The organism is Nitrospira sp. BLG_1, from assembly GCF_047338595.1.
In the GTDB taxonomy this organism is placed as follows: Bacteria; Nitrospirota; Nitrospiria; order Nitrospirales; family Nitrospiraceae; genus Nitrospira_D.
Genome location: NZ_JBLFBO010000004.1, coordinates 221343 through 242799, shown reverse-complemented (window position 1 = coordinate 242799; position 21457 = coordinate 221343). Strand labels below are relative to the sequence as shown.

The window sequence follows — 21457 nt, the reverse complement described above, 5'->3', positions numbered from 1 at the left end:
TCTCACTTTTCACGTTTCACTTCTTCTTCTGCCTGATCGGTCAAACGATTGAGCACCGTCTCGAGCTCCAGGCGGATGGCTTCAAGCATCCCATCATCGGCTTCACGGGAGACCCAGAGCGGGGTGCCAAAGAGGAAGAGGCCCCTGCAGAACGGATACGGGACCATGTAGCGATCCCAGCTCGCAAAGAGTTTTTTTTTGAGCAGGCAAACACCATGGGCACGATGGGAAGCCCGGTTGCCTTGGCCAACTGCACCACCCCAAGCTTGGCTACCTGGCGCGGCCCCTTTGGACCATCCGGCGTTACGCCAAGATCCCAACCCGACCGTCCCAACTTAATCAACGCCCGCAAGGCGGTCGCCCCGCCCCTCGTACTGGACCCACGCACAGTCTGATGCCCAAATCGCGCAATGATCCGTGCAATAATCTCACCGTCGCCATGCCGACTGATCAACATCTGGGTACCAGCACCACGATACCCGTGCAGCATCATCAGCTGCTGCGCATGCCAGAACGCTAAAATCGCGTGGCGTCCTTCACGATACAACGCATCGACCGCTTCGTGGCCGCGAGTTTCGCACCGTATCGTACGAGCCACTCCTCGAATAAGGGCCGCCCCTACTGGAGGCAGCACAGAAAGCTTCAACCATTTGACGAGGGGTGAATGTTTCATCGAGTCAGTGCGTCACTTCTTCGGACTGAAACTGTAAGGCATGAAGCCGGTGATACGTCCCACCTTGCCTGAGTAGTTCCTCATGCGTCCCTATCTCAACAATGGCGCCTCGTTCCAACACCACAATGCGATCGGCATTTTGAATCGTGGAAAGTCGATGCGCAATCACCAAGGTCGTCCGATTCTTCATCAAATTCGCAAGCGCCAACTGCACGATCCGTTCGGACTCCGTATCCAATGCGGAGGTGGCCTCATCCAAAATCAACAGCGGCGGGTCCCGAAGAATGGCCCGCGCAATAGCCAGACGTTGGCGCTCGCCTCCGGATAACTTGAGCCCACGCTCTCCAATGATGGATTGATAGCCCTCCGGGAGACGAAGAATGAAATCCTGGGCATAGGCCAGTTTGGCAGCCTGCTCCACATCGGCCTGGCTCGCACCAGCCCGCCCGAACGCAATATTCCGTTGGATGGTATCATCGAATAAGACGACCTCTTGCGAGACGATACCAATGTGTGCGCGCAGCGAGTGCAGCTCATATGAGGCCAACGGAAGGCCATCGATGAGGACACGCCCAGCGGTGGGCTCATAAAAGCGAGGCAGCAAACTCACCAACGAGGTCTTCCCACTGCCACTGCTTCCCACAAGTGCAATCACTTCACCCGGCTTGATGACCAGATCAATATCGGTGAGGGCAGAGACCGTGTGGTTCTCATAGCGTAATGACACGCCCTGAAACTCAATGGCTTGCTTAATACCCATCAATGGGGCGGTGCCATGATCGTGAGCCTGCTCCGTGTTCATGTCCAACACATCAAACACGCGTTCCGCTGCCGCCAGCGCCTGCTGGATCAAATTATTGGATCCGGATAACTTTCGAATCGGCGTATAGGCTAATATCATAGCCGCCATGAACGAAAAGAACGCACCGGGAGTCATCGTTCCGCTGATCACGAGATACCCGCCATACCAGATCAGTGTGGCGACGCTGATCACGCCGATGATTTCCATGTGGGAATGGCCGATCGCCCACACTTGATTCGTTTTTAACGTCGTAGAGAGATAGGCCCGGTTTCGTGCTCGGAATCGCTCCCCTTCCGCATCCTCACGGCCAAAGGCCTTCACGACTCGGATACCTGCAAAGATTTCTTGCAGCGTCGACGACATGTCACCCATTTGCTCTTGTCCACTGACGGCGAGTTTCTTCAACCGCTTGCCCACGCGCACCATCGTCAGGCCAGCCAGCGGAAGCACGATGAGGGAAATGCCGGCCAGTCTCCAATCCTGATAGAGAATGACACCCACCATGGCGAGAAACGTGAGCCCGTTTTGAAAGATGTCTTTGACGACATTTGATGCCGCGTTCGCCATCAATCCCACATCATTGACGACTCGGGAGACCAAGCGACCGGAAGTATTCGAATCATGAAACCCCACCGGCAACCGCATGAGCCGCTGAAACAACTCTTGGCGAATATCGGCTACCACCTGATTGCCGACATAGGCCATGAGATAGTTCACCCCATAACTGAATACCGCCTTCACGGCCGCAACCCCTAACAGCGCTAGGGGCAATACCAACAGCAATCGTTCATTTTTTTCAATAAAGATGCCGTCAAGGACCGGGCGAGCCAGCCATGCATACACCCCGGTGGAGAGTGCCACGAGGCCGGAACAGACAAACCCGCCCGCAAATCTCACCCGATACGGGCGGACATACTGCATCAGCCGTTTAAACCGCTCTAGGCTCGACATACCGCCAACACCTTCTCCGCTGCTCTGGCTGACGCTCCGGGTGCACCTAATGTGTCTCGCACTTCTGCCAAGCTCCGCTTCATGTCAGCATAGGCTATTGGATCTTCCAAGATCCGCAACGCCTCTTCGTACAGCCGCTGACCGGTGGCCTCATGCTGCACCAACTCCGGTACGACGGATCGACCTGCGACCAAATTCACGAGCCCAATCCATTTGACTCGTTTGAAGAAGCTCGCGATCCACCATTCCAGTGCACTGATTTGATACAGCAGCACCATGGGCGTCCCTACCACGGCTGCTTGTAATATTGCCGTACCGGACTTGACCAATGCAAAATCCGAGACCGCCAGCACTTCACTGGTCTGCTCTTTCATCACGGTGATCGGCACTCGGTTCCCTTCGAGAAACGCCTGCAACAGATTATCCTGGATTGTGGAGGCTTGTGCCAGGAGAAACTTCGTTCCCGGCTTATGTTGTGCCAATTTCTCTGCGGCGGATAGCAGGATTGGCAACAGCACTTGCACTTCATGCGACCGGCTCCCCGGCAACAGAGCCACGACCTGCTCGTCAACGGACAGGCCCAATTTACTGCGGAGCTCACTTCGGTCGTGGAGGCCTGCGACCGCATCCAAGATGGGATGGCCGACAAACGTACAGGGCACCCCCGCCTTGTCCCAAAGCGGTTTCTCAAAAGGGAGAATGACCAGCATGTGATCAACCCGTCTTTTGGCCCAGTAAACTCGCCATGGTCCCCAGGCCCAGATCTGCGGCGCAATATAATAAAATACGCGCAACCCAGCGCCCTTGGCGAAATAGGCGTACCGTAGATTGAGCCCGGGGTTATCCACAAAGATGACCGCATCCCATGGTTCCGACCTGAACAACCGCCGCATGAAAAAAAACCGTCGAAAGATGGCCAATAATGCCAGGGGTCCGACCATGCCCATCACGTCGAACTGCCCCATCTTGGAGATTAACCGTACGCCGGCCGCCTCCATCGCTGCCCCGCCGATCCCAGCGAGCAAGACCTGGGGATCTTTGGCTCTGAGGGCCTTGGCAAGATTCGCCCCATGGAGATCGCCTGAGGCTTCGCCCGTGACAATCAGAATGCGTGCCATGATGGTCTATCAAGCATGGTCGATACGATCCAGGTGTCTTGTTGAATCCAGCGGACAGTCTCTGACTCTACTCGTTCGGCTAAAGATGCTCGAGCCGCTTCTGTTACCCAGTCATCTTCATCGCAGCGAGCACGCGATGCGCTAGCTCCACTGCCGCCGCTCCATCTGCGCCAGACACGACGGGACGAGAACGCACACGAACAGCATGGAGAAACGACTCCAGTTGTAATTTGAGCGGCTCTGCATCGCCGGCTTGAATCTCTTCCGCCGCCATGGTCGGTTTCCCACCAGACGCAACCGATCGGCGCCCGACTACTCCTTGCCGAGACTGAAAATCAATTGTGACACACCCATCGGGTTGGAATACTCGCCATTGACGCATAGCCTTGGGGGAGATCCGACTGGCGGTCAGCTGTGCGACACAGCCTTCCTTAAACTGGATGCGCGCATTGGCGACATCATTGGTTGGAGAAAGCAGAGCCCCACCGGTAGCCAAAACCGCCTCGACAGGGCCAGGGCTGCAGGAAAGCAGGAGATCAATGTCATGAATCATGAGATCAAGCACGACGTCGACGTCGGTACCCCGCTCACTATATGTACCCAATCGCTGACATTCGAACAACATCGGAGTGTGAATGTGAGGTCGCATGAGCGGCATGATGGGATTGAACCGCTCACTATGCCCCACTTGCAACGTGCATCCGTGACGGCCGGCCAATCCGACGAGGTCCTGCGCCTCATTCGGCGACACCGTGATCGGCTTTTCTACAAGAACATGCTTTTTTGCTTCGAGGCAGGCCCGTGCAACAACATAATGGCCGGAGGTAGGCACGGCAATACTGACGACCTCAACCTGTTTCAAAAACTCCGCCAGACCACGGAATGCCTGTGCTCCGAACTTCTCAGCGATGGCGGAAGCTCGTGCGCCATCTTGATCCATGACACCAACCAGCGTCGTATCCGGTGATGAGGCATAAAGACGCGCATGATGTCGCCCGAGATGTCCGACTCCAATCACACCCGCACGAAGTTTGGCCATACACCTCTTGGACTGAATGGGTGAATCTCTTGAGCGATCGAATCGGTGAGTTTCAGCAATCAATAGATCAACAGATCTTCGGACTCTGAAACTGCTCCGTTGACTCAGGTCCCCAGGCTCGACTCTTCCTCACGAGCCACGCCGACAACGGCGATTCCTGCATCCTCTGCATGGCGAAGGAGCACCTCTCGATCCAGCATCACCGACCGACCTGCCTCGACGGCCAGCACGGACGCCTTGACGGAGCGCATGACCTCAATGGTTCTCGGCCCGACAGCCGGCAAATCAAATCGGAGGTCCTGTTGCGGCTTACACCGCTTCACGACGACCACTCCATCCTTGGCGAGTGCGCCTCCACGCTTGATCGCCTCATCGGTTCCTTCAACCGCCTCAACTGCTACAATCGTACGATCCTTGACGACCACGCATTGACCGATATCGAGACGTCCTGTCTCTCTGGCAACCTCCCACCCATATCGGATATCGCCCCATTCCTTTTTTGTAGGCTGGCGAGAAGTCAACGTGCCTTCCGTGACCAAAATACCGTCAAGACCGAACGTCGATTCACAAATCGTGATGCCATCCTTCTCGAGTTCTGCCGCCAATGCACGGAGAATATCATCATCCTTCCAGAGAACCAATTTCGTGGCTAAAGCCAACACGCGAAAATCAGGACGGGCCTTGCTGTAGATGTGGGTCTTCTTAACGCCTCCCAGCATCACGACATGGCGTACCCCGTCGGCCTTGAAGGCATTGATCAATTTATTCAGTTGGCCGATCTTGACCCAGTGAATCCGGTCGACATGCTGCTCGAGCTCCGGTTCTGTTTCACCTTCATGAGCCACAGCAACGACTTGAAGACCCATCTTGCGAGCGTTATCGGAGAAGATGATCGGGAATCGCCCATTCCCGGCGATCACCCCGATTCGACCGTCCACTATCGGCATGGTGAGACCCATCGTGCTCGGTGTCACACCGGTTGATCGAATTCACGTTCAAGGTCGGAGCTGACGGCCCTCGAGATTCCTCGTTTAGTCCCCTCCATAAACGCAAGAATCTTGGCCACATCCTCCTGTCCCTTGAACTCCTTTTTCGCCAACTTGATCGCCTCGGCCGTTCGATGACCTGTTCGAAAGAGCAGATCAAACGCCTTCCTTAACAAGGCAATGCGGTCTACGGAGAAGCCATGTCGTTGCAAACCAACCGTATTGAGGCCATACAGATGCGCACGATATCCGCCGGCCGCGAACGCAAACGGCGGGATATCCTGACCGATCGCACAACACCCTCCGACCATGACATAGTCTCCGATGCGCACAAACTGAAGCACACCGGTCAACCCCCCGATGACGGAATGATCTCCGATCGTGATATGTCCGGCCAAGCTCGCGGCGTTGGCCATAATAATGTGGTTGCCGAGCCGGCAATCGTGCGCCACATGCACATAGGCCATGAGAATGCCCTTGGAACCTAGAGAAGTCACACCGCCCCCTTGGACGGTCCCCCTGTTGATCGTGACGTATTCCCGGATGATGTTGTCATGGCCGATCATCACCTTGGTCGGCTCCCCTTTATAGGCGAGGTGCTGAGGAGGCCCTCCGATGGACGCAAAGGGGTGTACTTCGTTTCGCTCTCCAATCTCCGTCCACCCCTCAACATTCACATGAGAGTGGAGGCGGCTCCCCTTTCCAATGACCACGTGTTCTCCAACGACACAGAAGGGCCCCACCTCGACATCAGTATCGAGCGTGGCCTTGGGATGGACAATCGCTGATGGATGTATCTTCACACCTGCCCCCTTTAAAATTGGTCAGCCTTCAACCGCGCTCTCTCGACCATGTGCGCATCCGACCCTGCGGCGTGGACGTTGACACGTAACGATGATTGATTACTGCGCTTCGGTCTTTTCTTCCATCACCATCGCCGTGACCACAGCCTCACACACCACCTCATTGTCGACGAATGCCTTCCCCTGCATCTTCCAGAACGGCGGACGTTTCTTGAGGACGTCGATCTCAAACCGAAGTTGATCACCCGGCACGACCGGCTTTCTGAATTTCGCTTCCTCAATTCCCGTCAAATACATGATCGTTTTGCCGACCGTCCCTCCCGACTTGAACACCAGCACGCCTCCCGCCTGTGCCATAGCCTCGATGATCAATACCCCAGGCATGACGGGGCGCCCCGGGAAATGGCCTTGAAAAAACGGCTCATTGATCGTGACATTCTTGATCCCGACGATTCGCTTATGTGGCTCAAACTCTTTGACCCGATCCACCAACAGGAAGGGGTACCGGTGGGGAAGTAATGCTTGAATTTCAACCTGCTCGACCGATGCCATTGACCTGCCTCCTCTCTGTCCTTGACCTAAGGGTTTTGCCGATCAAATTCTTTGACGACCAACTCCGTCACATCCAACGCAGCCTGGTGATAGAGCACGACGCGGAGCACCGAATCATTACCCTTGTCGAGAATGGCCGCATAGCCTTCTTTTTGAGCGACGGCTTGCGCGGCTGCCGCGATCTTTTTTGAATATTCCGCGACCATTTCACCTCGCTTCTGCTGAACCTCACGATTGAACTCTTGCACCCGATGCTGATAGGCCTCCACCTTGCCCCTCAACTGTTCTTCCTTCTCTTGCCGGACAGCATCGGTGAGCTTGGTATTCGGGTCTTCCAGCGATTGCTGCAATTCCTTGAGTTCCTGCTCGTCGGAATTGATAATCTTCTGTCTGGTCTGGGCATAGCCTGCCATATCTTCCAACGCCGCCTTCCCCGCCTTGCTTCGCTCAAAAACGAGTTGTTGATCCATCACCCCCACCTTAAGCGGATCTCCCGCATAAAGAGGCGCGGCCCATTGAGCCACAGACCACAGAACAGCCAGCACGATCATTTTGGTACGATTCATCATCATGACCTACCTCCCGCAGACACTATGGATATTCGCGGTTGAACGCTTCGATCACTTGGTTTGAAATATCCAACCCGTCTTCATGATAGATGGTTGCCCCCCCCTTGCTCTTATCAACAACCACCTGCACCCCCAACCCCTTCGCCACCTTGGCGACCACCGCTTCGACCTTGTCACGAAACCCTTCCAGGACATCCTTCTGTTTTTCTTGAACTTCGCGATTCAACTCCGCAGCCTTTTGTTGATACTCCTGCATGCGTCGACGAAATTGTTCCTCCCGCTCCCGTTTTGCAGAGGGACTCAGGATGGACGCTTGTCGTGCAAAATCCTCCTCCATCCGCCGCAACTCCCGCTCCTCCGACTCCATCAACGCCTGTCGATTCTTGGAGAACGAGGCCAGAATATCCTTCGCCCGCTTCCCCGCATTCGTTTCGTTCAAGAGGCGCTGGGCGTTGATCACCCCTACCTTGCTTTCAAGCTTGGCTCCCTGACTGGCACATCCCCCTACAAACAACACAACGCCCAATACTCCCGACAGCCAACCAAGCCGCCAGACCAAGCACCGCAACCACATCCCATGCACACTCAACTCCGTCACAACAACACTCCCTTTAGAACAAGGTTCCGATCGTAAACTCAAACACACCGGCTCGCTCACCGGTTCGTGCGTCGAGATTGATCCCATAGGCCACGCGCAAGGGGCCGAAGGGAGAGATCCACCGACCCTCAAGACCCGCAGCGGGTCGCAAATTGATCGACAACGGCTCATCCTCATCAAACCCTTTGCCATAATCGAAGAAGAGCACACCGTTCAATTTGGCTTCCGCTGAGATTGTAAAAATCAACTCGCTGCTGAAGATCAACTGTTTGGCGGCACCGAACGGAGCGCGAGTTGTCGGAACGACGGGACCGGCTCGTCCGAACGCAAACCCGCGCATGGTATTGATTCCACCCACGAAGAATCGTTCACTGAGCGGAATTCTTGTGCCGTTAAGTGCCTGAATCTCTCCGAAGCGAGCCCGTAGCGACACTCTCATGTCGAACGGCAGCGGAGTAACCTTGATGACATCGACGTGGTACTTGATGAAATTATTGGTCCCGCCCATCAGAGGCGTCCCGATATCAAATCCGCCGCCGATCCGCCAACCGGTCCTGGGATCAAGGTAGTAGTCTCTGGTATCCCGAAACATCGCAAACCGAAATCCCGTCGACGACTGTGTGCCCAACTGCTGACAGACAATTGGCACCAGCTCCTTCCCTGGCGTACAGATACCTGCTTGTGGGTCCCTGAACGTGATTTGTTCCCCGAAGATACTGACGCTCCCCGTCACATACTCGGATAGCCATCGCCCCAGTGTGACATTTCCACCGGTTCGCTCTTCGAAATAGGAAAGATAATTGGTCATACTTCGATACCCGTCTACCTGGAGCGACGTCAACGAATCATAGAGATAGGGGTTACGGAAGGTGATGGACCCGAGACTTCGGCGCTGCCCCAGCTGGCCCCGGATACGACCGAGATACCCATACCCGCCCAAATTCCCCTGCGTAATGTCGGCGATTGCCACGAGCCGATCGAGGGTGCTGAAGCCTCCGCCAAGACTGAACATGCCAGTCGGCTTTTCCTTCACTCGCACATTCAAATCCACCTTGTCCGGCGCAACCTGATTCGGCAGAATCTCGACCGTTTCGAAAAAGTTCAGATTATTCAAACGCTGAAAACTGCGTTTCAGAGAGGCGGTGTCGATCACATCTTGCTCATCGACTCGTATTTCTCGTCGGATGACGTTATCGCGCGTTTTATCGTTTCCGTTGATATTAATTTGTCGGATCCGCATCATCTCGCCTTCTTTCAGACTGAAGATGATCGCGACTGTTCGTTCCTCATTGTTCGGATTGACGCTGGGAACCACCTCGGCAAAGGAATATCCCTTGCTGCCGTAGAGATCCGTCAGCCGTGTGATCTCATCCCGGATTTTAGCTCGTTGAAAGATCTCCCCATCCTTAATTTTCAACCCTTGACGAAGCTCAGGGTCCTCGAACACCGTATACCCTCGAAACCCGACTTCACTGACTGTAAACGGCTCTCCCTCGGAGACGGGATAGCTGACGATGAACCATTTTTTATCTTCGGTCAGTTCAACCGATGGCTGACCGACTCGCGCATTAAAGTATCCTTTATTGAGCAACACCTCCCTGATCCGCTCCACATCGTTGTCCATCTCCTCCCGTTTCAACAGACCGGCATCGGAGAAAAAAGAGGGGAGTTTCAATTTCGTGAAAAGGCCGTACCACGGGATCCACTCTCTGGTCGCCATCACATTGAGCAACTCTGTCTTGCTGGTCCCAGTAAGTCCATCAAACACCACCGTTTTAACCCGTGCTTTCTCTCCTTCTGTCACGTGAAAGATCAGGCGCATCCGATCGTCATCAATCGCCTGAATCACCGGGGTGACTTGTGCACTAAAATATCCGTCCTGCTGATAGGCAAGACGCAGCCGCTCGGCACTCTCTTTCACCTGTTGCTGATCGAGAAACGTCTGGCTCTTGATGGTTGTTTTCTCTTTCAACTTCTCGTCGCTCAGGTGCTCGTTTCCGTCAAAGACGACCTCACTGATGAAGGGCTTTTCCCGCACAACAAACGTCACCGCCATACCGGCAGGAACCGACTCGGTTTCCACCTGCACATCCTCGAAAAATCCGGTGTCGTACAGAATCCGAATCTGGCCACGTACATGTTCCGATGTATACGGGTCATCTGGCTTGAGCGTGAGACGACCAATAATCGCCGCTGCCTCAATCCGCTTGGCCCCCCGGATGTCGATCGAGGTCACCTTCGGCTCGACGCCCTGCCCATAACTGTCGAGCCCACCCCAGAAGACTGAAGCCACCAGTGCCACAACCATCAATGATCGGGATCTGTAGACGGCATGCCCGGTCACCAATGAGGATTCCTCTGGCGCAAGGTGGAGGTGGACGGTAGAGGCGATATCATCATACGAGATCTCACGCGATACGTAACAAACCCAGCTGCTTGCGAGCGCGCACGGATAACAAGCCGACCCTCAGCTGGCAGCGTACTTCCAGCAGATCCATCACTCGGAACAACTCTCGTGTACGCCTCTTGACGAGACACAGGCTCGCAAAACTTCAGGATTATATTGAGGTCGCCACACATTGTAAAGCAGCGATCCGACCTTCATTTTGAAATTCACCAGTGTCCCGCACTCCTTGTCTATACGAACCCCGCGCATCAAATTGCCGACCCATACGGCTTGAGCTCGCTCGGTTGCTCGACGACCAAACCACCAGCGCACAAGCAGCTGATTGAATCTACCGGCTAGAACCAGGCAACCCATGACCGAACGATCCGGAGCAGCCTCTCCCGTGAAGCGTGCGCATTCGAAAACGAGAGCCGCTTTATGTTTCACTGTTCGGCAGACTCACGACCTTGAGTTCCATCGAAGAGCGAATGACGAGCGAGAAAATAGTCTTACGGGAACCTCTCGGCAATGACTGGGACAACGCCCATGGATCATATGGGTTAGGAATTGGGCTGTCACAGCATTCAGACACAGACTTCAAGAAGCAGCCGTATCGTCCATCCACTCAATTGACACGCCTTGCAATCAGTTCGTCTGTTTCTTGACTTCGCTCAATCCATCACATACTATCCTCGCATGTCTCGCCTTACAGTCAGAAAAGCCGTGATCCCTGCAGCTGGTTTGGGCACACGTTTCCTTCCTGCGACCAAGGCCTCTCCCAAGGAGATGTTGCCGCTGGTCGACAAGCCGCTCATTCAGTATACGGTTGAAGAAGCGGTCGCCTCAGGCATCGAAGATATTATCGTAATCACAGGGCGCGGCAAACGTGCCATCGAAGATCACTTTGATCGTTCCGTCGAGTTGGAAGAGAATTTAAAGGGAACAGGGAAAAGCCAAGTCCTCCATCAGATTCGACAGATTTCTAATCTCGCGAATTTCTGCTATGTCCGCCAGTCAGAGGCATTGGGTTTGGGACATGCCGTCTTGTGTGCCCAACACCTGATCGGAGATGAGCCATTCGCCGTGATTCTGGGGGACGAAATCATCGACGCCGACGTGCCGGGGCTCGCTCAACTCATCCACGTCTATAAGAAACGACACGGGGCAGTCCTGGGAGTGCAGGATGTTCCGAAAGCGGATGTCAGTCGATACGGTATCATCACGCCGAAACGCCTCTCTCACGGGTTGCACCGAGTTGAGGATTTGGTTGAAAAACCGTCTCCCGCCGATGCACCGTCCACGCTTGCTGTGATCGGTCGCTATATCCTTCCTCCGGAAATTTTTCCCATCCTGAGAAAAACAGCCCCGGGAAAGAACGGAGAAATTCAGTTGACCGATGCGCTCAAGACACTGGCAAAAAAATCTCCGATGTATGCACTCGAGGTCGAGGGCCAGCGCCACGACGCTGGAGACAAGCTGGGCTTTTTGATCGCCACCGTGGAGTTTGCCTTAAAGAACCCGGCATTGGGAGCAGAGTTCCGCGACTACCTCTCGACCAGAACGCACACCACATCGAATAATCGTCGCGGATGATCCTATCGGCCCTGATGGGAAGGCTGTCCCAAGGATCTCGGCACCACCGATTCTACACGAGACCGTACGGTAAACGAAGTGTTCAATCAGCGCATTGCGCAATCTCAATTGGCCCTTCTTTCTGAAAGTACCGTACGACAATTATGAAGGAGCAGATCGTTGAGACATGCGCGAGCAATAACCGCCTTCTGGTCCATTGAACCGAAGTTTCATGTGTCGATAAACAGAACAGGCCCATAGACATGACCGACCTAAACGAGCAGGATATCCAGCCCCCCCAAAACATTGAGGTCCCCAGCCAGCTCCCGCTGTTGCCGGTCCGAGACATTGTCGTCTTTCCCTACATGGTCCTTCCGCTGTTCGTTGGACGCGACATGTCGATTAAAGCGATCGAAGCAGCCTTAGCCGGTAACCGGATGATTTTCCTTGCCACCCAAAAAGCGCTGGATGTCGAGAACCCAACCCCCAAGGACATCCACACCGTTGGGACCGTCGGCATCATCATGCGGATGCTGAAACTGCCGGATGAGCGCATCAAGATCTTGGTCCAAGGCATCGCGAAAGCCAAGATCAATAAATACATCCAAACCGATCCCTACTACTCCGTTCGAATCGACAAAGTTCCCGACACGAAACCAGCGGCCACACCACTGGAAGCCGAAGCCGTGATGCGGACCGTGAAGGAACAGATCGAGCGGATCGTCAGTCTAGGCAAAGTCCTGATCCCCGATGTCATGGTCGTCATCGAAAATCTCGAGGAACCGGGACGCTTGGCCGACATGGTCGCCTCCAATCTTGGCCTCAAAGTCGACATAACCCAAGCCGCCTTGGAAATTGCCGACCCAATTCAACGACTTCGACAGGTCAGCGACATTCTGGGGAAAGAAATTGAAGTCCTCTCCATGCAGCAGAAGATCCAGGCGCAAGCCAAAGGCGAGATGGACAAAACACAGCGCGAATACTTTCTCCGGGAACAGCTGAAGGCGATTCAGAAGGAGTTGGGTGAACTGGACGAACGAGCGGAAGAGATCACAGAATTCCGCAAACGTATCAAAGACGCCAAGATGCCAGAGAAGGTGCTGAAAGAAGCAGAGAAACAGCTCAAGCGCCTCGAAAAAATGCATCCCGATACCGCTGAGTCCGCCACTGTCCGTACCTATCTGGAATGGATGGTCGAGTTACCCTGGTCGAAACGGTCGAAGGACAACCTTGAGCTGAAAGCCGCAGCCAAGGTGCTGAACGAAGATCACTACGATCTTGAAAAGGTCAAAGAACGGATCCTGGAATATCTGGCGGTGCGAAAGCTGAAAGAGAAAATGAAGGGACCGATCTTGTGCTTCGTCGGTCCGCCCGGAGTCGGCAAAACCTCGTTGGGCAAATCGATTGCCAAAGCCCTGGGTCGAGAATTTGTGCGGATCAGCTTGGGCGGTGTGCGGGATGAGGCGGAAATCCGCGGCCATCGCCGGACCTACGTCGGAGCATTGCCGGGCCGTATGATCCAAGGCATGAAACAGGCGGGAACCAGCAATCCCGTGTTCATGCTGGACGAGGTAGATAAGGTGGGAATGGATTTCCGAGGCGATCCTTCTGCCGCCTTACTGGAAGTGCTCGACCCTGAACAAAACACGGCCTTCACCGACCACTACCTCGGAGTCCCCTTCGACCTGACCGAAGTAATGTTCATCACCACGGCCAATTTGATCGATCCGATTCTGCCTGCACTGCGCGATCGGATGGAGGTCATTGAAATCCCAGGATACACGGAGGAGGAGAAACTCGGCATCGCCCAGCGCTACTTAATTCCGCGCCAACTCGACGAACACGGCATCACCAACAAACACGTACAGCTCACGGAACCCGCCATCAGACAAATCATCTCACACTACACCAGGGAAGCCGGAGTCAGAAATCTCGAGCGCGAGATCGCCAACGTCATGCGCAAGGTCGCCAAGAAAGTGGCCGAAGGCAAGGGGCAGGGATTCTCCATCGATCCATCAAATCTGAATAAATATCTCGGCGTCTCAAAGTACGTTCCGGAAGCTGAGCTCGAACAAGACGAGACCGGCGTCGCCACTGGCCTGGCCTGGACCGAGGCGGGTGGCGATGTGTTGTACATCGAGGCGACCGTCATGAAAGGCAAGGGCCAGTTGACCCTTACCGGACACCTCGGAGATGTGATGAAGGAGTCCGCCCAAGCGGCCCTCAGCTATGTCCGTTCGAGGGAGAAAAGCCTGAATATTGATCCCAGCATGTTCAGCAGACAAGATCTGCATATTCATGTCCCCGCAGGTGCGATTCCCAAGGATGGGCCTTCCGCCGGTATCACAATGGCTACGGCGATTGCCTCTGCGTTCTCCGGTATCCCCACAAGGCGGGATCTGGCCATGACGGGAGAAATTACCTTGCGCGGCCGTGTCCTTCCAATCGGAGGGTTGAAGGAAAAGATCCTGGCGGCCAAACGGGCCAAGCTGACAACCGTAATCTTGCCTCGCCGGAACAAGAAGGATCTCGAAGAAATTCCCAAACACCTTTTGAAAGGCATTCAGCTGGCATTTGTCGATACTATGGACGACGTCATAAAGATCGCCCTCCGCCGACGTGGAAAGACGCCCCCGGCTTCAAAAGCACAGCCAGCCCCTCCGGCACCAGCCCGCATCCGCCCTCTGCGGTCAGGTAAAGGGCGGCGGTCTCACGAGCTCCCAGCAACAGTGATGGCCGACCGAATCCCGGCACGTGCATAGGATCGCCTTGTGGCCAATCGTAAGGCCAAGCCAGCCATTCAGGAATTCCCTCTGATCCGAGGCCTCGCAGGCCGGTTTGCTCACGCCGTGCCCGGGCTTGTCCGGGGCATCGGTGACGATGCCGCGGTCGTTGAACCCACCTCACGGACTTGGTGGCATGTCACGACAGACTTGCTCGCGGAAGGCATCCATTTCAACTTCAAGTCTGCGGCCCCGGAGTCGGTCGGATATCGCGCCGCCATGGCTAACCTCAGCGATCTTGCTGCCATGGGGGCCACCCCTCGCTATCTACTTGTTTCACTAGCCATCCCGAAGACACTGAAATCATCGGACATCTTCAAGGTCTACAGCGGCCTGATGAACGCATGCGGACGCGATGGCGTGGCGCTCATCGGTGGAGACACTTCAGCCTCCAAAGCCGGGCTCTTTCTCAACATCACGCTCATCGGTACCACTCCCACACGAAGGGCTCTCTTTCGTCACGGAGCTCAAGTCGATGACCTGATCTACGTCACCGGTACGCTCGGAGATTCTCTCGCAGGGCTTCGCCTATTGATGCCGCTCCACAGGGCTCACCGCTCAAGCAAGAACAGGCTAGCCCTCCTTGCCTCACATCAACGATTTCTGATCGACCGCCACCTGCACCCAACGGCGAGAGTGTCAGAAGGACAGTGGCTGAATCAGAAACGACTGGCCACTTCCGCCATCGATCTCTCCGATGGTCTATCGGGAGATCTTCGTCATCTCTGTGAAGCGAGTCAGGTAGGCGCAGAGGTGGAACTCGAGAAACTTCCGATCTCGGCAGCCTGCCAGGCCTACGGCAAAGCAGCTGGCCGCTCACCGGTTCAGCTCGCGCTGAGCGGGGGCGAGGACTATGAACTCCTCTTCACCGCCGCTCCAGGCTCTCGAAGTACGATTGAACAGCAAGCCCGCGCCCGCGGCTATCGCGTGACCTGCATCGGGACGATCCGCTCGAAGCGATTTGGAATACGGATGTCATCCGGCGGGAAAAGGCAACTGCTGCCGGTCACCAGCTACGAGCATTTTCACTGATGTCCGAACTCAGCAACCAGCCGGTGAAACGCAGCCGATCCTTTCGTGCACTCTTACGCCAAGTGCTTCATCTACGGGAGTCTCCTCGCCGCACAGCTTTGGCCTTCGCCTTAGGCGTCTTTATTGCGTTTTCACCGGCGTATGGCCTGCATACGGCCATGGTGGCGCTGTGCACCTGGCTGTTCGGTCTCAACTTTGTGGCATTGTTGGCCGGAGCGCTGATCAACAACCCCTGGACCATTATTCCGATCTTAGGCGCAACCTATTGGACCGGGGCGTTCCTGCTCGGACGCACCGATACCCCGACCTTCGATTGGCACGACTTGAGCTTCAACGGCATCTATGAGCAAGTCCTCCCCTATGCCGGCCCGTTTGTGCTGGGAGGGTTCATTCTCAGTATACTCGGCACCATGATCTCATACCCCGCCGCGTATTTCTTTATTACGAAATACCGGCCAGAGTCAGCATCCGATCTGGCCAAACCATTGCCGCCCTCTGACCAGGTGGGCTAAGATACCCACTATCTATGGAACCCGTAGACCGTCCTGATGCCCCCTACGATGGCTCTGCACTCATCGCCGATCCGATTCACAAGTACGTCACCTTTACCGTTCCATTTGCAAACCCCGACCCGCACGAACATACAGAGAAGGACCTGATCGATTCCCCCTGGGTGCAGCGACTGCGGTACATCTATCAGTTGCAAAGCGCCCGTTGGGTCTATCCGTCCGCCGAACACACCAGATTCGTCCACTCCTTAGGGACCATGCATGTGGCCGGACGATTCGCTCGACACTTGTACCCCTTTCTGAAAAAGACCGTCAAAGACGTGCCCTCGGCCAATTATGTTGAGGAGCTCTTGCGCATCACGGCCTTAGTGCACGACATCGGACACGGGCCTTTCTGCCATTTCTTCGACGACAATTTTCTCCATGGATTCGGCCTGACCCATGAACGATTGGGACAAATTATCATCCGAGACCATCTCGCCCCTTTGATTAAAAAGATCCGCCGGAGTCCTTCCGGCCCCTTCGCCAAAGGTGAAGAGTTGAACCCGGACCAGGTCGCTCATCTGATCCTCAAAGAAAAAGGCAAGGACAACTCCCGACTCCCTCGCTGGCTGAATATGCTCCAACCTATCATCTCCGGAAGCTACACCGGGGACAACTTGGACTACGTCTTGCGGGACTCGTATATGTGCGGCGTCGCGGTGGGACCGGTCGATCTCACACGGTTGATTCATTACACCATCGTGACGGAGAAGGGATTCACCATTCATAAGACCGGGCTCCCCGCGCTCCAGATGTTCCTCAACACCCGGATGTATCTCTATTCAAATGTGTATTTCCATCGCACAACCAGATCCATCGATATTCACCTTCGCGATATCTTCGGAGACACGATGAAGCTCATCTGCCCTCGCGATCCGCGAAAGAATATGGGCGGCTACCAAACTCTGACCGATTGGTCGCTCCTGGAAGAGGTCCGGGGATGGGTGCAGAGCCGCAGCAAATCGCGCCGTCATTTGGGACAGGAATGGACCAGAATTCTGGACCGCGATATCAAATGGAAAATGGCCTACAGTACGACCTTGAAAGAAAAGGGGCAGGAACGCGGGATGGCCTTCCCCAGCCATCGCCACTTTGAGCAGCAAATTATGAAGGAGCTACCGACTCGGCTGAAGCGGTATCCGTTTCGAGTAGACATGGCCCTGTTGGATCCGCGGCCAGACCCGAAGGATTCACGGGGCAACCCCCTCTACGTCTATGATCCCGGTACAGGCCAGGTTTCGACTGAACTATTGGAAGAGTGCCTGGATCTGCTGCCCACGAGACTGGTCCAGTTTCGGATTTACGCGCCAGACCATGCCCACGACGCCGCGCTCTCGCAAGCCGCCGCAACTGTGCTGAACAAAACACCGACCAGTCTAGAATCACACTACTGAACACCGTCCTTTGACTCTTAGGAAGTGGTGAGAGGCAGGGGCGATCAAGAACGCATGTGGCATAGCACACCCGTCTCTACGCCGCCATCTTGAGCGGAAGACTCTTCATCAATTGGGATTTCTTGCTTGTCATGAAGTCCCGTTGAGGCTCTAATGGAAAATGCGAACCGCGCTTCGACCGTGGGAACCGACGCTCAAACTGTTCAATGATCTCAAGCGCCTCTGCCTCCTCTCCTGCCTGAAGCAACAGTTGTACGAGCCGGAGATACGCGGGAACAAGAAGCATGAGGTGCCGGACTTCCTTCGCTTCATTGACCACGTAGCGATAGCCCTCAATCGAGACCTCCGGGCTGCCTCGTTCGGACACCATGGCCTCGATCAAATAGACCGACACTCGATCGGTTTCTGCGCTGATGCAACGCTCCCACTGCCCGTTCACCAATGCGCGGACTTCTTCGGCTGAGAGTTGGATCCCGCCTTTCTTGACGTTCTCACGAAGGTTTTCCAACACGCCTCTGGCCTCCAGCCACGCGCCGTACAAACCAAGCAGGACTCCGTTGCAGGGAGTCGGACGAGTACAGTCTCCGGTGAGAGGAGAAAAGTGTTTCTTTGCAACGTGAGACGGCAAAAACACACGACCATGCGCGGCCTCACAGACATCGCACACATGATCATCATCAGGCACAACATAGATATACATTCGGGTGCCGGAGCGATCAAAAATATCCACGGCCAGAATGCGCCCCGACAGGATTTGCAGTTGGTAATACTGCCAGAGGACCAGTAGACCAAGAATGGCCACCGCATAACCCGTCACGTCCGGAAACTCAAACCCGTCAAACATCAGCGCGCTCCCACTTCGTTGTTTAAGATCAGCCCCAACCAGGATTGTCCGATGTGGAGTTCTTTCGAAATCTCTCGCTTCCTCTACACATACAAGACTGTATCGGTCACTTCACCGGCACACTTAATCCCCTTTCACTCGCCTAAACCAACCTCTTGGTCTTTGATGGACAAAGGCATAGAACATGCGTAATTGCTCACTTAACGGGGATGTATACGAGTAAAAGTAAGGACAGATCCGGTGATTTCTTGGACACGCATCATGGTTGTTTGGGGGCTCTCACTGTTGTTGGCTGTTCCAGCCTCTGCACAGGACCAGGAAGACGCCACGAAGATCTTTAACTTGCACCCGCCACCCATGCGATCCCGATACGCTGTTCCAATTCAAACGGCTACCCTTGATCGTCCCACGCAAACACCTGCCTAGTGCGCGTTGGGACAGGTGACCGGAACATTTCGTCAGCCTGCCGGAACGACGATCACGGTCCACACAGCAACGCGGCTTGTCCTTCGAACGATATCGAGCCAGGTAAACTTTCGTAAGTATGTTGAGCAATTCACGAGTTCTTGAGACACTACGCTCAGGTCCTCATCGACCCAACGGCACTTCAAGACACACATGCTTTCTTGGCACCTAACCAATGAGGCAAGATCCATGACACATCCTACCACCATAGTCCTAAGAACCCTTCAACGGATCACAGTGTGCGTGCTCGCAGGAATGCTCTCGATAGAGGTTGGCTGTGTCAGCCAGAGTGCCTATGAACGGCTCAAAACCCAGGCCCAAGAAGACACGCACGCACTTGAGGTGGTTCGAAACGAGGTGAAGGAACTTGATCAGCAAATCGTCTGGCTGCAGGCCGCTAATCGGCAAGACGATGCGACGACGGCTGAGCTACGTATGGCTCTACAACATGAGGAAGAGCAGTTACCGATCATGAGAGAGCGGGCGGAGGCGAGTCTCACCTTGCTCAAAGGACAGGTTACCGCATTGATGAACCAAAGTTGGAACCTCGCTCGCAAGATTGCAGACCTTCGGCATGAAAGCGCCTCCTTGCAGAGTACAGCCGCACAGTATAAGCAGGAGATGGAAGAATCCCCGGCTGCTGGGCCGGTAGCCGCGGATGAAGAAACGCCACACGTTGCTCAAGCTATTGCCACTGAGCCAGCCGTGCCTGCACAACCACCGTCGCAAGTCCCCATCGTGGCTCAGCGATCAGAGCCAGTCGCTCCTACGCCAAACCTGTCATCATCAGCACCATCGACGCCCACAAACACAGACCCTGCGGAGACAGACAACTCCTGGATTAGCATGATTCTCAGCTGGCTCACCACATTCTGGAATTGGCTCCTCAGCTAGACCTGCCCGTCCTACTCGTCATTAATGCGCCCTTCCATGCCTTTGTCCTGCCGCATGAGGCTTAGTCCATTGCGAAAAGTTGGCCCGAGCAAGCTGCCCCTGGCAGGACAGACTGCAACGCAAAGGATCCGTCCCCTAATCCCCCCCTACCCGGTGACAGTCCACTCGAGGAAATGGTTACGCGCCTCTTCCACAACCGAATATGAACTACGAATAGTTTGGGTGACCAACGAGGCTGGATCGCGGGGAACTCAGATACCGAAGGATGGCACCTTCCGCGAAGTCGGCGAAGAGAGCGCAACGTATGTTCTCGCCCGTGTCAAAGCCCGAAGCGAAGCCGCGGTAACTTGGTCGCAGCCCAGCGTGAAGGTTGCCGGACCGATACTCGTAAATCTGTTTCAGCATCTCCCGCCGTAGCGCGCGGGCGGTTCGTGTGCCGCGTCGTATTCCAAAGACAGTCTCAAAGTTCCCATGCGCGACCATCTGGTCTAGCTCGTCTGGCATAAGAGCATCGAAGAACTCAACAAAGCGCTTAGTGAGCTTGGAGTCGCGCCAAGGCGTGCGTAACGTCGTTAGACACTCGGCCACGACCACCTAGAAGATGCAGGCGACTGCGTCGTGCTCCTAGTGCTTCGCCGCGTCAAAGGTCAGAAATGCGGATCGAAGTCGTTGAAAGCACTCGAAGCCGCCTGGGACACCAACAAGAGTGAAAATATCTAGGGCGACGTGCTTGCGAGCGAGCGTGAGGACACTTTGATCGAACTGGCGAGCCTGCACTCCCGGTGCCATTTCGGGGCGAGTCGGAAAAGCGCTGGGTGGCAACGAAACAGCTCGGCCAAGTGCGAAGCTGCAAATGACTGCGGTGGTTTCGAGTACAGCGTGGGCGATGTGTGAAGAGAAGTTGCCGACACAAGGAGCAGGTACTGCTATGTGCACGTGAGCGAGAGCTTGGGGTGGCAAGAGCGCGTTCTTCGGATCCCAGTCGTTCGGCAACTCCTCCGCAAACTCGATAAGAACATTTGATCCCAGACGCCACCAGCCGACTATGCGAGTCTGATTGCTCAACCGCTCCATGAATGAGCCCATGGAGAAGGGCGCAGCAATCTGATAGCCGGGCGCGGGGCATGTGGCGGAGTGCCAGACAGTCGAGCCAACGTTGCCCTGCTTGACTCGTGATGCGGTCTCAATCGCCAGCGAATCAATCAGCGGTTGTTGCGAAGGATCGCTACTGACGAAGCGGAGGTACGGCTCAGCATCGGTGAAATGACCAATGACATTCAACTCGTTGGGCGACACTATCGTGAACGAGTCACCGCGTGAGCCGTATTGGCTGAACGGGAGTCCTGCATCGCGCCCCAACTGCATGAGCCAATCGGCGCAGAGCATACGCAGCGCCGCAATGTCGATTCAGTTTACAGTCACGGTCACCTCTCACCGAGTGTCAC

General features: G+C 55.2%; 18 protein-coding genes. 6 read left to right on the top strand and 12 right to left on the bottom strand.

Annotated elements, in window-relative coordinates; all coding sequences use genetic code 11:
• Positions 1-40 precede the first annotated feature (40 nt).
• The 10 genes from ACMTNU_RS06555 to bamA form a co-directional block, all read right to left on the bottom strand.
• Positions 41-673: a lysophospholipid acyltransferase family protein gene (locus tag ACMTNU_RS06555; RefSeq protein ID WP_413934425.1), complete on the bottom strand. Its 633-nt coding sequence runs from the start codon at positions 671-673 to the stop codon at positions 41-43.
• A 4-nt stretch (positions 674-677) separates the two neighbouring features.
• On the bottom strand, positions 678-2426 hold the full coding sequence (gene msbA, locus ACMTNU_RS06550) for a lipid A export permease/ATP-binding protein MsbA (protein WP_413934424.1): 1749 nt from the start codon (positions 2424-2426) through the stop codon (positions 678-680).
• Positions 2414-3544, bottom strand: a complete 1131-nt coding sequence (gene lpxB, locus ACMTNU_RS06545) for a lipid-A-disaccharide synthase (RefSeq protein ID WP_413934423.1) — start codon at positions 3542-3544, stop codon at positions 2414-2416. The genes msbA and lpxB overlap by 13 nt, the downstream gene beginning before the upstream one ends.
• Before the next feature lie 103 nt (positions 3545-3647).
• Entirely contained in the window at positions 3648-4583 is a 936-nt protein-coding gene (locus tag ACMTNU_RS06540) for a Gfo/Idh/MocA family protein (RefSeq protein WP_413934422.1), read from the bottom strand.
• Positions 4584-4687: 104 nt separating this feature from the next.
• A complete protein-coding gene (locus tag ACMTNU_RS06535; protein WP_413934421.1) occupies positions 4688-5530 on the bottom strand; it encodes an LpxI family protein in 843 nt (280 codons plus the stop codon).
• A gap of 23 nt (positions 5531-5553) precedes the next feature.
• Complete coding sequence (gene lpxA / locus ACMTNU_RS06530; RefSeq protein WP_413934420.1) at positions 5554-6372, bottom strand: acyl-ACP--UDP-N-acetylglucosamine O-acyltransferase; 819 nt, start codon at positions 6370-6372, stop codon at positions 5554-5556.
• Between the two features lie 99 nt (positions 6373-6471).
• Positions 6472-6924, bottom strand: a complete 453-nt coding sequence (gene fabZ, locus ACMTNU_RS06525) for a 3-hydroxyacyl-ACP dehydratase FabZ (protein ID WP_413934419.1) — start codon at positions 6922-6924, stop codon at positions 6472-6474.
• Between the two features lie 26 nt (positions 6925-6950).
• A complete protein-coding gene (locus ACMTNU_RS06520) occupies positions 6951-7496 on the bottom strand; it encodes an OmpH family outer membrane protein (RefSeq protein WP_413934418.1) in 546 nt (181 codons plus the stop codon).
• Positions 7497-7515: 19 nt separating this feature from the next.
• Positions 7516-8091: an OmpH family outer membrane protein gene (locus ACMTNU_RS06515; RefSeq protein WP_413934417.1), complete on the bottom strand. Its 576-nt coding sequence runs from the start codon at positions 8089-8091 to the stop codon at positions 7516-7518.
• Positions 8092-8104: 13 nt separating this feature from the next.
• A complete protein-coding gene (bamA, locus tag ACMTNU_RS06510) occupies positions 8105-10435 on the bottom strand; it encodes an outer membrane protein assembly factor BamA (protein ID WP_413934416.1) in 2331 nt (776 codons plus the stop codon).
• Between the two features lie 738 nt (positions 10436-11173).
• Between bamA and galU the strand changes: the two genes are divergently transcribed.
• The 5 genes from galU to ACMTNU_RS06485 all read left to right on the top strand — a co-directional run bounded on the left by galU (position 11174) and on the right by ACMTNU_RS06485 (position 17809).
• A complete protein-coding gene (galU, locus tag ACMTNU_RS06505) occupies positions 11174-12070 on the top strand; it encodes a UTP--glucose-1-phosphate uridylyltransferase GalU (RefSeq protein WP_413934415.1) in 897 nt (298 codons plus the stop codon).
• 242 nt (positions 12071-12312) lie between these two features.
• Positions 12313-14811: an endopeptidase La gene (lon, locus tag ACMTNU_RS06500; RefSeq protein ID WP_413934414.1), complete on the top strand. Its 2499-nt coding sequence runs from the start codon at positions 12313-12315 to the stop codon at positions 14809-14811.
• 9 nt (positions 14812-14820) lie between these two features.
• Positions 14821-15864, top strand: a complete 1044-nt coding sequence (gene thiL / locus ACMTNU_RS06495) for a thiamine-phosphate kinase (protein WP_413934413.1) — start codon at positions 14821-14823, stop codon at positions 15862-15864.
• The gene (locus ACMTNU_RS06490; protein ID WP_413934412.1) at positions 15864-16376 is read left to right on the top strand and encodes a DUF2062 domain-containing protein; all 513 of its coding nucleotides are present in this window, start codon (positions 15864-15866) and stop codon (positions 16374-16376) included. Before thiL ends, ACMTNU_RS06490 begins: the two co-directional genes overlap by 1 nt.
• 14 nt (positions 16377-16390) lie before the next feature.
• The gene (locus ACMTNU_RS06485) at positions 16391-17809 is read left to right on the top strand and encodes an HD domain-containing protein (RefSeq protein WP_413934411.1); all 1419 of its coding nucleotides are present in this window, start codon (positions 16391-16393) and stop codon (positions 17807-17809) included.
• A gap of 76 nt (positions 17810-17885) precedes the next feature.
• On the opposite strand, the gene ACMTNU_RS06480 is transcribed toward ACMTNU_RS06485, so the two are convergent.
• Positions 17886-18653 (bottom strand): hypothetical protein, encoded by a 768-nt coding sequence (locus ACMTNU_RS06480; RefSeq protein ID WP_413934410.1) that lies wholly within the window; start codon positions 18651-18653, stop codon positions 17886-17888.
• A 654-nt stretch (positions 18654-19307) separates the two neighbouring features.
• Between ACMTNU_RS06480 and ACMTNU_RS06475 the strand changes: the two genes are divergently transcribed.
• Positions 19308-20012, top strand: coding sequence for a hypothetical protein (locus tag ACMTNU_RS06475; RefSeq protein WP_413934409.1), 705 nt, complete (start codon positions 19308-19310; stop codon positions 20010-20012).
• Between the two features lie 624 nt (positions 20013-20636).
• Here ACMTNU_RS06475 and ACMTNU_RS06470 read toward each other — a convergent pair.
• Complete coding sequence (locus ACMTNU_RS06470) at positions 20637-21398, bottom strand: hypothetical protein (protein WP_413934408.1); 762 nt, start codon at positions 21396-21398, stop codon at positions 20637-20639.
• Between the last annotated feature and the right edge of the window lie 59 nt (positions 21399-21457).

Bases quoted from the DNA above. Each gene is read 5' to 3' on its own strand.
- ACMTNU_RS06555 (WP_413934425.1), bottom strand. From the start codon at position 673: ATGAAACATTCACCCCTCGTCAAATGGTTGAAGCTTTCTGTGCTGCCT.
- msbA (WP_413934424.1), bottom strand. From the start codon at position 2,426: ATGTCGAGCCTAGAGCGGTTTAAACGGCTGATGCAGTATGTCCGCCCG.
- lpxB (WP_413934423.1), bottom strand. From the start codon at position 3,544: ATGGCACGCATTCTGATTGTCACGGGCGAAGCCTCAGGCGATCTCCAT.
- ACMTNU_RS06540 (WP_413934422.1), bottom strand. From the start codon at position 4,583: ATGGCCAAACTTCGTGCGGGTGTGATTGGAGTCGGACATCTCGGGCGA.
- ACMTNU_RS06535 (WP_413934421.1), bottom strand. From the start codon at position 5,530: ATGCCGATAGTGGACGGTCGAATCGGGGTGATCGCCGGGAATGGGCGA.
- fabZ (WP_413934419.1), bottom strand. From the start codon at position 6,924: ATGGCATCGGTCGAGCAGGTTGAAATTCAAGCATTACTTCCCCACCGG.
- ACMTNU_RS06520 (WP_413934418.1), bottom strand. From the start codon at position 7,496: ATGATGATGAATCGTACCAAAATGATCGTGCTGGCTGTTCTGTGGTCT.
- galU (WP_413934415.1), top strand. From the start codon at position 11,174: ATGTCTCGCCTTACAGTCAGAAAAGCCGTGATCCCTGCAGCTGGTTTG.
- lon (WP_413934414.1), top strand. From the start codon at position 12,313: ATGACCGACCTAAACGAGCAGGATATCCAGCCCCCCCAAAACATTGAG.
- ACMTNU_RS06490 (WP_413934412.1), top strand. From the start codon at position 15,864: ATGTCCGAACTCAGCAACCAGCCGGTGAAACGCAGCCGATCCTTTCGT.
- ACMTNU_RS06485 (WP_413934411.1), top strand. From the start codon at position 16,391: ATGGAACCCGTAGACCGTCCTGATGCCCCCTACGATGGCTCTGCACTC.
- ACMTNU_RS06480 (WP_413934410.1), bottom strand. From the start codon at position 18,653: ATGTTTGACGGGTTTGAGTTTCCGGACGTGACGGGTTATGCGGTGGCC.
- ACMTNU_RS06475 (WP_413934409.1), top strand. From the start codon at position 19,308: ATGACACATCCTACCACCATAGTCCTAAGAACCCTTCAACGGATCACA.
- ACMTNU_RS06470 (WP_413934408.1), bottom strand. From the start codon at position 21,398: ATGCTCTGCGCCGATTGGCTCATGCAGTTGGGGCGCGATGCAGGACTC.